Annotated in this window: 12 protein-coding genes; 3 read left to right on the forward strand and 9 right to left on the reverse strand. The window is 59.0% G+C overall.

Annotated features, from left to right (window positions below; translation table 11 throughout):
* Positions 1-27: 27 nt before the first annotated feature.
* Positions 28-1899, reverse strand: a complete 1872-nt coding sequence (locus HALTADL_RS03825) for an L-aspartate oxidase (RefSeq protein ID WP_089672784.1) — start codon at positions 1897-1899, stop codon at positions 28-30.
* 192 nt (positions 1900-2091) lie between these two features.
* Between HALTADL_RS03825 and HALTADL_RS03830 the strand changes: the two genes are divergently transcribed.
* Both HALTADL_RS03830 and rnhB read left to right on the forward strand, forming a co-directional pair.
* Positions 2092-3372: a tRNA pseudouridine(54/55) synthase Pus10 gene (locus HALTADL_RS03830; protein ID WP_089672785.1), complete on the forward strand. Its 1281-nt coding sequence runs from the start codon at positions 2092-2094 to the stop codon at positions 3370-3372.
* A 3-nt stretch (positions 3373-3375) separates the two neighbouring features.
* Entirely contained in the window at positions 3376-4035 is a 660-nt protein-coding gene (gene rnhB / locus HALTADL_RS03835; protein ID WP_089672786.1) for a ribonuclease HII, read from the forward strand.
* A gap of 16 nt (positions 4036-4051) precedes the next feature.
* Here rnhB and HALTADL_RS03840 read toward each other — a convergent pair whose 3' ends face one another.
* The 5 genes from HALTADL_RS03840 to HALTADL_RS03860 all read right to left on the reverse strand — a co-directional run bounded on the left by HALTADL_RS03840 (position 4052) and on the right by HALTADL_RS03860 (position 8647).
* Positions 4052-4342: a hypothetical protein gene (locus HALTADL_RS03840; protein ID WP_089672787.1), complete on the reverse strand. Its 291-nt coding sequence runs from the start codon at positions 4340-4342 to the stop codon at positions 4052-4054.
* Between the two features lie 104 nt (positions 4343-4446).
* Positions 4447-6012: a preprotein translocase subunit SecD gene (locus HALTADL_RS03845; protein ID WP_089672788.1), complete on the reverse strand. Its 1566-nt coding sequence runs from the start codon at positions 6010-6012 to the stop codon at positions 4447-4449.
* Positions 6009-6878: a protein translocase subunit SecF gene (secF, locus tag HALTADL_RS03850; protein ID WP_089672789.1), complete on the reverse strand. Its 870-nt coding sequence runs from the start codon at positions 6876-6878 to the stop codon at positions 6009-6011. The genes HALTADL_RS03845 and secF overlap by 4 nt, the downstream gene beginning before the upstream one ends.
* Before the next feature lie 316 nt (positions 6879-7194).
* Entirely contained in the window at positions 7195-8016 is an 822-nt protein-coding gene (locus tag HALTADL_RS03855) for an IS5-like element ISHli1 family transposase (protein WP_076611425.1), read from the reverse strand.
* Between the two features lie 73 nt (positions 8017-8089).
* Positions 8090-8647: a hypothetical protein gene (locus HALTADL_RS03860; RefSeq protein WP_143054148.1), complete on the reverse strand. Its 558-nt coding sequence runs from the start codon at positions 8645-8647 to the stop codon at positions 8090-8092.
* Between the two features lie 342 nt (positions 8648-8989).
* Here HALTADL_RS03860 and HALTADL_RS03865 point away from each other — a divergent pair, with 342 nt between their 5' ends.
* Positions 8990-9385, forward strand: a complete 396-nt coding sequence (locus HALTADL_RS03865; protein ID WP_218143672.1) for a DoxX family protein — start codon at positions 8990-8992, stop codon at positions 9383-9385.
* A gap of 49 nt (positions 9386-9434) precedes the next feature.
* On the opposite strand, the gene pyk is transcribed toward HALTADL_RS03865, so the two are convergent.
* From pyk to HALTADL_RS03880, 3 genes are all read right to left on the reverse strand, one after another.
* On the reverse strand, positions 9435-11192 hold the full coding sequence (gene pyk / locus HALTADL_RS03870; RefSeq protein ID WP_089672792.1) for a pyruvate kinase: 1758 nt from the start codon (positions 11190-11192) through the stop codon (positions 9435-9437).
* Between the two features lie 228 nt (positions 11193-11420).
* Positions 11421-11822, reverse strand: coding sequence for a hypothetical protein (locus tag HALTADL_RS03875; protein WP_089672793.1), 402 nt, complete (start codon positions 11820-11822; stop codon positions 11421-11423).
* A gap of 77 nt (positions 11823-11899) precedes the next feature.
* Positions 11900-12301: a hypothetical protein gene (locus HALTADL_RS03880; RefSeq protein ID WP_089672794.1), complete on the reverse strand. Its 402-nt coding sequence runs from the start codon at positions 12299-12301 to the stop codon at positions 11900-11902.
* Positions 12302-12318: the final 17 nt, after the last annotated feature.

Consider the following 12318-nt stretch of genomic DNA (forward strand, 5'->3'; position numbering starts at 1 on the left):
ACTGCCACGAGAGGGACTACCAGTCAGTTACTCCAGATGGTGGTAGTCGAGTTCGTGGTGTTCGTCGAGCGCCGCTTGGACCGGTTTGCTGGGTTCGGCAACTGGCCGTCGACGGATCGCTATCCCTCGTTTGCCATCCGAGACGATGAGGCTCTCCCGGAACTGGTTGTCCATCTCGGGGTAGTCAGAGCGGTAGTGGGCACCCCGTGATTCGGTACGTTCGAGTGCGGTTCGAAGCGTTGCCTCGGCGACCGCTAGCGAAAAGCCGAGGTCGACGGCCAACTCGAAGGATCGCGTCGTCCGGTCGCCCTCGATCCGGAGTTCACTGATTCGGTCCCGAAGGGTTTCGAGTTCCGAGACCGCCTCCCGGAGTCCCGCTTCGTCTCGGATAATCCCGGCGTCTCGCCAGAGCAGTTCACCGAGATCATCGAGTAGTTCCTCGGCTGTCGTTGCTCCGTCGGCGGCTTCGAGCTGCGTGAGCCCAGCGAACTCCCGCTCGGCTTGGGCACGCATGCGGAGCGAAAGCTGCGTCTTGGTTTCGGTGATAACGTCGACATCGCCGGAGCCACCATCTGTAGCGAACCCACGCGGTTGGACTTCGGCGGCGATATGCTGACCGACCGGTTTGGCGACCGCCACGGTTTCGGCCAGCGAGTTGCCGCCAAGTCGGTTTGCACCGTGGACGCCCGCCGTGGACTCACCGACAGCATACAGCCCGTCGACGCCGGTTTCGCCAGTGTGCGGGTCGATGTCGACCCCACCCATCGTGTAGTGCGCGGTGGGCGCGACTTCCATCGGATCGCTCGTGATGTCGACGCCGAGATGCCCAAACCGGTCGACCATCCCCGGCAGTCGGTCCTGAATATAGTCGTCATCACGATGAGAAATGTCGAGATAGACGCCGCCATTGGCTGTGCCGCGGCCCTCGCGAATCTCTTGAGTGATCGCTCTGGCGACCACGTCACGGGCGTCGAGTTCCATCTGGTCCGGCGAGTAGCGCTCCATGAATCGCTCGTTTTCGGCGTTGTACAGTCGACCACCCTCACCACGAACGGCCTCGGTGACGAGTCGACCATCCCACTCTTCGCCGTAGCGGTCGCCGACCATCCCGGTGGGATGGAACTGGACGAACTCCATATCGAGGAGTTCCGCACCCGCATCAAGTGCGAGCGCCGGCCCGTCGCCGTTGTTTTCTTCGTCGCGTGAGGAGTGGCGGTTGTACATCGCACTTGAACCTCCGGCGGCGACGACGACCTGATCGGTGACGAAACAGAGGTTGTCGCCGGTTTCCATATCGAAGCCGACCGCGCCCTCCACGCGGTCGCCATCAGACAGCAGGCGGGTGATCATCACGTTCTCGCGGTAAGGGATCGACAGCGACTGGGCTTTGTCGACCAGTGTTTCGAGCATCGCTTCGCCGGTATGGTCGCCGACAAAACAGGTTCGCCGGAACGACTGGGCACCGAAATATCGCTGTTGGATCTGTCCGTCTTCGGTCCGGGCAAAGGGCATCCCCCAGTCGACGAGTTCACGAATCCGATTGGGCATCTCGCGGGCGACGAGTTCCACCGCGTGGGGGTCGTTGAGGAAGTGGCCCTCTCGAAGCGTGTCGGCGGCGTGAATTCGCCAGTCGTCTTCGGGGTCGCGGCTGCCGAGGGCGGCGTTGATCCCACCGGCGGCCCACGTCGTGTGAGCGTCGCCGTAATCGCGCTTGCCGATTACGAGCGGCTCGACTCCCTGCTCCTTGAGTTCGATAGCGACCCGTGCCCCGGCTGCACCGGCTCCAATGACGAGGACGGGGACGTGGATTTCCTCGTATTCGATATCGGTGGGAGTCGACTGAGCGTGGTCGGAAGCCGATGCGTCGCTGTAGATCGAACTGGTTGTATACTGGCTCATTGGAGGGGTGAAACGCCGAAACGCCTCTGTTAGTATATAAGGGATAGAGCCGCTTGAAGGCTTCGCGCGAGGGGAGTAGTCGACAACCAAATCCGTACTGTGTCGACTGAATCTTCGAGGGACGGCTCCCGTCAAGCTTCCCCAAAACACCGAAAAGGCAAGACAGTTATCGCCGCCGTGGGATGAACGGGTATGAGTCTGCTTGCCGAAGCCCGGGCGGTCATCGAGGCTGGCCCGGTCTGTGATAGCTGTGTCGGCCGGGTGTTCGCCGACCGGAGTTTCGGCCTCTCGAACGTCGACCGCGGCCGAAGCCTCCGAATCTCGCTTGCGCTCGATGACGACGAACCCTACGAATCAGTCGACCCCGTCGATTGTTGGGTGTGTGAGGGCGAGTGCGGCCGGTTCGACGAATGGGCCGAGCGCGCGGTCGACGCAGTTGGTGACCCCGAGTTTTCGACCTACCAAGTCGGCACGAAAACCCCGCCGCTGATCGAAGAAAACGACGAACTGCTCCGGATGGACGCCGGACTCGACGCCGACCGCGGCGAACTATTCAAATCCAATTTTAACCGCGAGGTCGGCAAGCGAATCGGCCAGCTTACTGATACCGAGGTCGAGTTCGGTCGACCGGACGTCCAGATCACCCTCGACATCGAAAACGACCGTGTCGAAACCAAAATCAATTCCGCCTTTATATACGGCCGCTACCGCAAACTGGAGCGGGATATTCCTCAGACCGAGTGGCCCTGCCGGGAGTGTCACGGGAGCGGCAGACAGGGCAAGCGCACCTGTGACCACTGCGACGGCGAGGGGTATCTCTACCCCGAGAGCGTTGAACAGCTATCTGCGCCCATCGTGATGGACGTGATGGACGGCACCGAGGCCACCTTCCACGGGGCGGGTCGAGAGGACGTCGACGCCCGCATGCTGGGCACTGGTCGACCGTTCGTGATCGAAGTTGAAGAGCCATACCGCCGGACTGTCGACACCGAACGACTGGAGGGCGATATCAATGCCTTCGCCGAGGGAAAAGTCGAAGTCGAAGGCTTGCGGCTGGCGAGCTACGAGATGGTCGAACGCGTCAAGGGACTCGACGCCTCGAAAACCTATCGCGCAGCCGTAGAGTTTGAGGAGGATGTGACCGAGAGCGACCTGCAGGCGGCCATCGAGGAACTCGATGGGTCGACTATCGAGCAGTACACGCCCGAGCGCGTCGACCACCGCCGCGCAGGCCTGACTCGTGTTCGAGAGGTCTATTCAGCCAGTGCTGAATTTGAGGACCTTACTCACGCCACAGTCGAGATCCACGGCGAGGGTGGCCTGTATATCAAGGAACTCATCTCGGGCGACAACGACCGCACCGAGCCAAGCCTTGCGGGACTGCTGGGTATTCCAGCAGTCGTCACGGCTCTTGATGTGACGGCTGTCGAAGGCATCGACGAACCGTTCGAGGACGAGGATTTCTTTTTATAAGCAATGACCGAGTTCCGGATCGGCGTCGACGAGGCGGGCAAAGGCCCCGTGTTGGGACCGATGGTCGCGGCCGCAGTCCGTGCGGCACCGAGCGATCTCCCCGACGGACTCGCGGATTCCAAACGCCTCACCGCCACAAAACGGGAGTCGCTGGCCGAGCGGCTTCGAGCCACTGAGGACGTCGACATCGGAATTGGCGTCATCACGGTTGCGGAGATCGACGATCCGGAGAGCGATATGAACAGTCTCACCGTTGCTGCGCAGGTTCGGGCGATTGCGGCAATCGCACAAAGTGACGACAACGCCATCGTCGACGCCGGCGACGTCTCGGAATCACGCTTTGCCCGCCGGGTCACGGAGGGCGTTGCTGGAGAGGGGATCGAGATCGAACTGACTGCCGAGCATGGAGCCGACGACAGCTACCAGTTGGCCGCAGCCGCAAGTGTGATCGCAAAAGTCGACCGTGATAGCCGCATCGCCACGATTGGGGCCGAGTACGCCCAGCCGGTCGGCAGTGGCTATCCCAGCGATTCGACCACGCGAGACTTTTTGGCGGGCTATGTCGACCACCATGGAGAGCTTCCGGCCTGCGCTCGGCGGTCGTGGTCGACGTGTGAAGACGTGCTCGCCGCGGCTGAACAGGCCGCACTCGGCGATTTCTGAATTTGGGCCGGTTCTCTTAGTCGACCTTTTGACGCGCTGTGTCAGCGGCGTCGGTTTCGGTCGGCTCGTCGGGTTTGGGGAGTCGACGGATCGTAACGAACCCGACCAGCATCGCCGCAATCCCGAGGACGACCAAGAGGGAGGCGGACTCGCCCGTGTTGTTTCCGGCCGCCAACAGCAGTGCCAGCGCGCCGACAGCGACAGCACACACCCCGAAGACGGCCTTCGAGAGTGCTGCCGCCAGTTGTCCGACCGCCCGTCGAACGCTGCTCGTGGCAGCGTCGTCTGCCCGTGAGTCGGATGCCATCTGTCTCCCCTTTTATTACCAGATACAAAACTCATCGGTTCGGTCAGACGACCGTCAGACAGCGTCGACAACTGACAACAAAAATAGCCGAGTGAACAGCCCGCTTAGCGGTCGGTCATCAGATACCGCAGGATGTCACCGTAGGCCGGGCGGGTGATCAGCACCCCGACGAGCACGCCGAGGATCGTGAAGATCGCAAACCCACGGAGATCACCGAGCGACAGCACTGCCAGCGGTGACATCGCAAGGATCGTCGTTGCGGCGGCGACACCGATCACCCAGAAGGCGCGTTTGAACCGCGAATCGAAGACCTTCTGACTGGAGACATCGCCCTCCGCCATCACCTCGTCGGCGATGATGATCAGGTCGTCGACACCCGTACCGATCACCGCAATGAAACCAGCGATCACTGCTAGATCCAGTGGATAGCCCAGATAGGCCGCAAAGCCGAGCAGGATCACCACCTCCGAGAAGGCAGTGACGATCATCGGCAGGGCGACTTTCGGCTCGCGGTAGCGCAGGAAGACGACTCCTGCGACCGCCAACACCGAGAGGATCCCGACAATAAGCGAGTTGGCCCGGAAGTTCTCACCCTGTGTCGGCGAGATGAACGAGGTCGTCCCGCCGTCGATATCGAGGTTGGCCGGGAGCGCACCGGCACGCAGGTTGATCGCCACGCGCTGGGCCTCCTCGAAGGAGGTCGTCGTCAGGATGAAGCTCGAATCCTTCGCCCACTCGCCGTTTGCGATGCTCTGTGCGAGGCTGGGGTCCATCCCGAAGGCGTTGACGACCTCATCGTCGACGACCAACAGGAGACATGGCTCGGTCGACTCGGGGTTCTGGTTGTATGTGCACCGAGAGCCGCCCTCTCCTGCAAGCCCGGTTTCGACGGCCGTCTGCCGGAACTGGTCGGCGGAGCTCTGGCGCACCGTTACCGGCACGTGTGGCCCGCGTCGGTCGTCTTGGGTTGCAGTACTGACACTCTGGAAGTCATCACCCGTGAGCACGGCCCGCTCGGTGACGTACTCCCCACCGTCGTTTTGATGATAGATGTCGACCCGAACGTTCCCGCGTTCCTCGATCAGCGAAATGACGTCCTGTCGATCCTGTCCGGGGACTTCGATGAGCATGAAGAACTCACCGGCGGCACTGGAGACCTGTTGGACGGTACTCCCGGAGAGTCCGGCCTGATTGACTTTCCCGGAGAGCACTGCAATCGCCTCGTCGCGGGTGGCCTGTGTGACCCCATCGCGGATTTCACCGTACTCGTAGCCTGCGGCGTCCATCGCCGTAGCGAACTGTGACTCGGTAATATCGGGGTTGACCATCTCGACAGTCGCGGCCGTTTCGGGACCGCCCTGTCGGGTAATCACATCAGTCGTATCCGTGTCGGGGAGCTCTCCTGCGACCGCGGCCGCGACCTGGGCCCGGCTATCGTCACCGAACTCGACGTTCTCGGCGGTCATGCCGATCAGTGGCGCTCTGATCCGCGTCCCACCGGCCAGATCAAGGCCGAACTTGAGGTTGGTGAGGCTGTCTGCCTGCTCGGACTGGTTGCCGAACTCCTCCTCGCCGCCGCCAAGCGCCGGCGAGACCAGCGCGACCGTCGACAGTATCACAACGATGACCAGCAATGTGATCCGCCAGTTGGATTTGATTCGGTCGATCATCGTTTGACCCCCTTGTGAACGTGCCAGCGAAGCAGACTCACGTTGAGCAGATAGGTGTTCATCAGGTCAGCCATCAGTCCGAGCACCAAGATCAGTCCAATCGCGGTCATGATCTGAATGCCAAACATGTAGGCCAGCACAGTCATCACGGCCATCGCCGCAATCGAGGTGACCGTCATTGTCACACCGGTCCGCATCGCCCGGCGCGTCGACTCGTAGAAGTCCCCCGACCGACGGAGGACGCTGTTGTTCAGCAGAATATCCGAGTCGACGCTGTAACCGATCAACATCAGGAGTGCCGCAATCGTCCCGAGCGTGAGATCGATTCCAAGCAAGTTCATCATCGCAAGCGGAATGATCACGTCCGAAAACGCCGAGATGACGACTGCAATCGATGGTACAAAGGATCGGAACATCAGAAAGATCAGCAGACTCATGCCGACGAAGGCGACGACGACACCGCCGAGGGCGAGCAGTCCAGTATCGGTGCCGAAACTCGGCGATACCGAGTCAATCGTCCGTATGTTGAAGCCCGCCGCATTCGCCTCCTGTTCTAACTGTGTGGTCGCGGCCTCACCGCTCGCAAACGTCACGACGAACGAGCCGTCGACGGCGACCTGCTGGACCGACTCAGGAGACGCCGAAAACGCCTCGTCGATCTGCTGGCGAGGGTTCTCGCCGGGCGCGTCGATTCGTAGCTCAGTCCCACCTGTAAATTCGAGGCCCATATTTGCCGGGGCACCCGTCACCACGTACCAGCCGACAATCACGAGCAGTGCTATTGCCAGCAACGCCAGCGGCACCGCCACGAGTTGTCGGTTCGTGTACCGGGTGTAGTCGACCTCCGGTACCGCTATCTCTACCATACGGTTTCGTCTGACTCAGCCTTGAATAAGCCTTCTTGTTGACCAATGTGTAGGCGCACATATGTAAATTATCTGTTTATAAGTGGTTGGAGAGAAAATACGAATCAGACATCGAGTCAAACCAATGATGACGTCCCATTGACTAAAATTATGGAATGTCCCATGTGTGGCTATCTGGGCCTTCCCCGAGTGATCGATACCACTCGTTCGTCACGCATAACAGCATAACTCCAGCAACACTCGCCCCGACAGATAGACAGGTGGATGTCTCATGTGCTTAGTTCGGCTCTGTAGTTTCGGTATACGGCGGTCGATTTCATGGAAATCGGACGCTCCGTCGAAGGTTGTAGACAGCCGCTTTGAGCACCATTTCTCGGAACTCTAAGTGCCAACTTCGCGCACGCACGGCGGAGCCGAGCGTGCGCTTGATCGATGAGAAGACGGTTTCAGACATCGAGCGTTGGTGATACCGATCACTGTCCATGCGGGCGTTGTGAGCGTGATCGAGCGAAGAATAGATTCGATGCTTGATCAGGGGACGAACACCGTATCCACGGAGTTCGTCTCTGAAGGCTTTCGAGTCATAGCCACGGTCTGCAGCCAACGAACGCAGGTCGGCCGCATTCCTGCGGGCGACCTGCGGGCCAATCTTTGCGTCGTGCTTCTTTGTCGTTGTGCAGTGGATGTCGGTGATGTACAGCGTTTCGACATCCACCAAGGCGGTGACTTTCAACGCACGAACGCGGTAGGAGGTGCGGTTGGCGTAGTGTCTGCTGGGCTGATCGCGGTCGAAGCCTGTTGCATCGATAGAGGCGTGACCTGTGCGTTTCTCGGCTGAACGGCCGAGAAACGCACGCCACGTCTTCATCGAGATCCGGCCAAACCAGGTGCGGAGAACGGTGTAGTGAGGGAGTCTTGTGAGACCAATTTCTTCGAGGATGCCGGGCATTTCGCTGAGCAAATCAATCGTTCCACGATATGATTTGCCCAGCTCGATACGGAGTGCATGGAGCGTGAGCATCGCCCATTCAGCGAACCCGCGACCCCCACGGGGGTCGGCGGGTTCGTCGGGGTTAGCGACAACTAGTTTAGCTTTCGTGACTGCAGTACGGGTGAGGAGACGGATTTCCGATATCAAACTGATCTGTCTCTTCGCTTTCTACAGCAATAAAGGAGCTTTTGCCGTTACGTCTAGCGAAACTACAGAGCCCTTAGTTCTCCACCTCTTCGAGAGTCAGTAACACACGCATAGAGAACTCATCAGCGGTCATCTCACCAGCATTGTACGATTCAGCCCATTCAGTTTCGGCATACCAAGAGGCTGTTTCACTATCGTCGACAGGATCAAGTGCAGTAACTTCCATTCGATCTGTCGTGACACCTTGGTCGATGGCACCAGCATAGACACCTGTTATGGTCCCCATATCTTCGACCACTTGTTGCTCTGTCGTCCCTGTTGAATAGTATTCGACAGAAAGAATGTTTTCCTCCTCATCGATTTCGACGGTCTGTAATTCGATCCCTTGGTCTTCGATAACCGTCTCAAAGAGAACTAAGATTTGCTCTTCTGAGAGCTCATCATCAGTTTGCTGTGTTAAGGGCAACTGGTCTGTTGGCGTACTTGCTGTTACACCATTTACTGCAACCGACAGTATACAGAGGATGACAAACGAACCAATAGCGAGTATTCGTAGGCCTTGTACCGTTTCATGCCATCTCAACGTCGTATGTTCTGCATCGTCTTTTTTTGATCGGATCTTGTGAGACATACACTATCACATACATAGTAATCATGACTAACTCTTGTTACCACTTGCACAGTGAACAACTTGAGAAATCGTTCATGCGGATGCAAATGTACCGTTCCACTGTGGGTGGCATCAGGATGACGACCACGATGCCCTCGGCGAGGCACAGTTTTAGTACGAGACTGCTTCGATGGAGACACCACACAATAAAATAGTCGTATTTGAGACATAAGCCCTCCAAAACTACTCTGTGAATGCTGTACTGATTTCTTTGAGACAGTGATCCCAAATATACCACTGACCTCTCACCCAACGGAGTTCTGTGAGAGCGAAACCGTTTCACTTCTGTGAGATGTATATTCGATGATGACTGACGTTTTAGACCGAGTCAAGCGTCCACTACTGTACGTATTGGGTCCGGCGTTTGTCGTCGCAGGCGTGTTGCATTTCGTCGTGCCGGAGTTGTATGTCCAAATCATCCCACCGATCTTTCCGGCACCACTTTTCCTCGTCTATCTGTCTGGAGTTGCCGAAATCGCCGTTGGGATCGGCCTCTTGATTCCCCGCACGCAACAGCTCGCAGCGTGGTCGACAGTCGCATTATTGATAGCAATCTTTCCAGCCAACGTCTATATGGCCACCCACGGGGTCGTCATCGACGGGATGCCGGGTGGTGGCAACCCCTCCGAGTTGGTTCGGTGGGGTCGACTCCCACTGCAGGGCGTGTTGATTCTGTGGGCACTCTGGTATACTCGATGAGCTTCCGTATTGGAGTAGATGGGCGAGAACACCTCCGGCAGCGAGGACGTTACCGAAGGTCCGATCTGAGCTGGTCGACCTCACCGCGGTAGATGATGCCGCGTTCCGCATCGAGTGTCACCATCTCCCCATCACTGATCTCACCGGTCAGATCCCCACTGGTGATCGTCGGGATATCCTGGTCGCGTGCCACAGTCCGGACCGTACTTGCCAGCTCACCGTGACAGTCGACGATTCCCGCGATGCCCTCCAGATCACCGCTCAACTCTCCGTCGAACTCCATTGGAACTCCGACGATAGCGCCCTCGGGGATCTCCGAGAGATCGCCGGAGTCGACCCAGTGGAACGCACCGACAGCCACGCCGTCGACAACCGACTCGCCGGAGCCAATCGTCTCCGCGGCGACGTGGATTTTCAGCGTGTTCGACGAACTCGTACTGTCGAGTTCGGTCATCATTCCCGAGAGGACGACGACCGTATCACCGCTGTCGACGGCCTCCGTTTCGAGTCCCGTCTGGACCGCGTTTTCGATGACGGCACTCGCGCCCTCCGAGGTGTAGGGCGTTGTCTCGGAGATGATACCCCACGACAGGGCCAGCCTGCGGCGGACCTCGTCGCTCGGCGTCGACCCGACGATGGGAACCGACGGGCGGAACTTGGATACTTTTTGTGCCGTGTAGCCGGATTCGCTCGCCGCAACGATGGCATCCGCGTCGATATCGCGGACGAGGTATCTGGCCGACCGGGCCAACGCATCCGTCTGTGGCACGTCGGCCTCCGGGACGTTCTGTTCGACGATTTCGTTGTACTCGTCGCTCCGTTCGACATCCCGAACGATCCGATCCATCGTCTCGACGACGAGCGGCGGATGGGCACCCATCGCTGTTTCGCCCGACAGCATCACTGCGTCAGTGCCATCCAGAACCGCGTTGGCCACGTCGGAGGCTTCGGCGCGGGTCGGTCGACGGTTTTCGGTCATCGAGTCGAGCATCTCCGTCGCCGTGATGACCGGCACACCGGCGTTCCGACATTTGTTGATGATTCGTTTCTGGGTCATCGGCACGTCTTCGAGCGGCATCTCGACGCCGAGGTCGCCGCGGGCGACCATCACGCCGTAGGCCGCATCGATGATGCTATCGATGTTGTCGACCGCGACATCTCGCTCGATTTTCGCGATAATTGGAATGTCCGCCCCCAACTCCTCCAGCGCATCGCTGATCTCGTAGATGAACTCGCCGTCCCGAACGAACGAGGCGGCGACGAAATCAACCTCCTTGTCGGCGGCCACTTCGAGTTCGCGCCGGTCTTGTTCGGTGACGGTAGGCAACCCGAGTTCGACACCCGGCACGTTGACGCCTTTTCGCCCGCCGAGTTCGCCACCGTTCCCGACTGTTACAGTGACCGAATCCTCATCGACGGATTGGACTGTCGTCTCGATACGGCCATCGTCGAGCAGGATCCGATCACCCGGTTCGACGGCGGTCAGACTGTGTGAGACCCCCACCTCTTGGGGGGTTGCCTCTTGGCCTTCGACAAACCGGACGGTAGAGCCTGCTTCGAGCCGGATTTTCTCCTCGATTGGGGCGGTTCGAATCTCGGGACCGGGCAGGTCGTGCATCACTGCGACCGGCCGGTCGGTTTTTGCGTCGACTTCGCGGACCCTGTCGATCACCGTACGACGCTGGTCGGGCGTACCGTGGCTCGCGTTCATCCGAGCGACCGACATGCCAGCCTCTGCGAGTGCTTCGAGTGTCTCCGGTGAATCCGATTTCGGGCCAATCGTACAGACGATCTTTGCGTTTCGCATTAGTAGGTCTCCCCTGCTACTCGGCTGTGTGTGAGTTGCTGTCTATCCACATTGTAACAGTCGATTGGCACATATAAAAATCGAATAGGCTATTTCAAAAAATGTTGAATTAAATTACTGGTTCTGTACCACCGAATATGTCTTTATAATTGCTCTGCAGTCGACAGACCATTTATAATCACGTCTGTAGCCATGCCCTATTCACGGGACTCGTGAATACAATCTCGACTACAATGGCCTTCCATCGGGCAACTGCCCGCGAGCCTGCAACCCTGCTTGGAAGCGCTCGATCACGTCGGACTCGTGGGTTTCACACGCTAACACAGCAGCCACTCCGTGCCCGATTTGAACGACGGGATGCTCAAGCGTTTGGTCGGCCCGTCGACAGCCCGGACACTGGATCCCACCGGCTGGACGGTGCGACAGCAGTTTCGCAGTCTCGTCGGCCGTGAGCCCACAGAGCAGGCGAAACTGTTCGAGATGCACCTCACAGCCGACAACCGGGACCGTAAGGGAGTCGACCAGCAAAAACGAGACGGCATCACGTCCAGTAGCGTCCAACGCAGCCTGACAATCCGGACACGATGGGCTTGGCCCGACTGGCCCGCCGTTTGAATCCTCCGAGACCATAGCGTCCCATTAGATGGCCGATACGTAAGTGATGGTGTCGACGCTGGATTCCAGTTCTCGAATAGCGACAGGACCGATTACAGTGGCCCATCGACATGCAACTGTCGACGCGTCTCCAGCCCGGTCTCGAAGCGGTCGATCAGTTCGGTCTCGTGGGTTGTACACGCAAAGACACCGGCGACCCCGTCTTCGACTTGAATGACCGGATGCTCATGCGTATTGTGGGCGCGTCGACAGCCCGGACACTGGATGCCACCGGCCGGATAATGCGACAGGAGCTTCGCCGCATCGTCGGTCGTGTGGTCACAAATCGCGCGGAACTGTTCAAGATGCTCATCACAGCCGACAACCGGCACCGTAAGTGTCGCTACCAGCAGAAACGAGACCGCGTGTCGACCGGCAGATTGCAGTGCAGCCTGACAGTCCGAACACGTCGGGCCAGAAACGACTGGCGTCGCTGGTCCGTTTTCTGATCCCATAGGATACTGTCGTAATC

It is taken from the genome of Halohasta litchfieldiae, from assembly GCF_002788215.1.
Lineage (GTDB): Archaea > Halobacteriota > Halobacteria > Halobacteriales > Haloferacaceae > Halohasta > Halohasta litchfieldiae.

What these genes read in the sequence shown, in the direction of transcription:
- HALTADL_RS03825 (WP_089672784.1), bottom strand. Translation starts at nt 1,899, where the DNA reads ATGAGCCAGTATACAACCAGTTCGATCTACAGCGACGCATCGGCTTCC.
- HALTADL_RS03830 (WP_089672785.1), top strand. Translation starts at nt 2,092, where the DNA reads ATGAGTCTGCTTGCCGAAGCCCGGGCGGTCATCGAGGCTGGCCCGGTC.
- rnhB (WP_089672786.1), top strand. Translation starts at nt 3,376, where the DNA reads ATGACCGAGTTCCGGATCGGCGTCGACGAGGCGGGCAAAGGCCCCGTG.
- HALTADL_RS03840 (WP_089672787.1), bottom strand. Translation starts at nt 4,342, where the DNA reads ATGGCATCCGACTCACGGGCAGACGACGCTGCCACGAGCAGCGTTCGA.
- HALTADL_RS03845 (WP_089672788.1), bottom strand. Translation starts at nt 6,012, where the DNA reads ATGATCGACCGAATCAAATCCAACTGGCGGATCACATTGCTGGTCATC.
- secF (WP_089672789.1), bottom strand. Translation starts at nt 6,878, where the DNA reads ATGGTAGAGATAGCGGTACCGGAGGTCGACTACACCCGGTACACGAAC.
- HALTADL_RS03860 (WP_143054148.1), bottom strand. Translation starts at nt 8,647, where the DNA reads ATGTCTCACAAGATCCGATCAAAAAAAGACGATGCAGAACATACGACG.
- HALTADL_RS03865 (WP_218143672.1), top strand. Translation starts at nt 8,990, where the DNA reads ATGATGACTGACGTTTTAGACCGAGTCAAGCGTCCACTACTGTACGTA.
- pyk (WP_089672792.1), bottom strand. Translation starts at nt 11,192, where the DNA reads ATGCGAAACGCAAAGATCGTCTGTACGATTGGCCCGAAATCGGATTCA.
- HALTADL_RS03875 (WP_089672793.1), bottom strand. Translation starts at nt 11,822, where the DNA reads ATGGTCTCGGAGGATTCAAACGGCGGGCCAGTCGGGCCAAGCCCATCG.
- HALTADL_RS03880 (WP_089672794.1), bottom strand. Translation starts at nt 12,301, where the DNA reads ATGGGATCAGAAAACGGACCAGCGACGCCAGTCGTTTCTGGCCCGACG.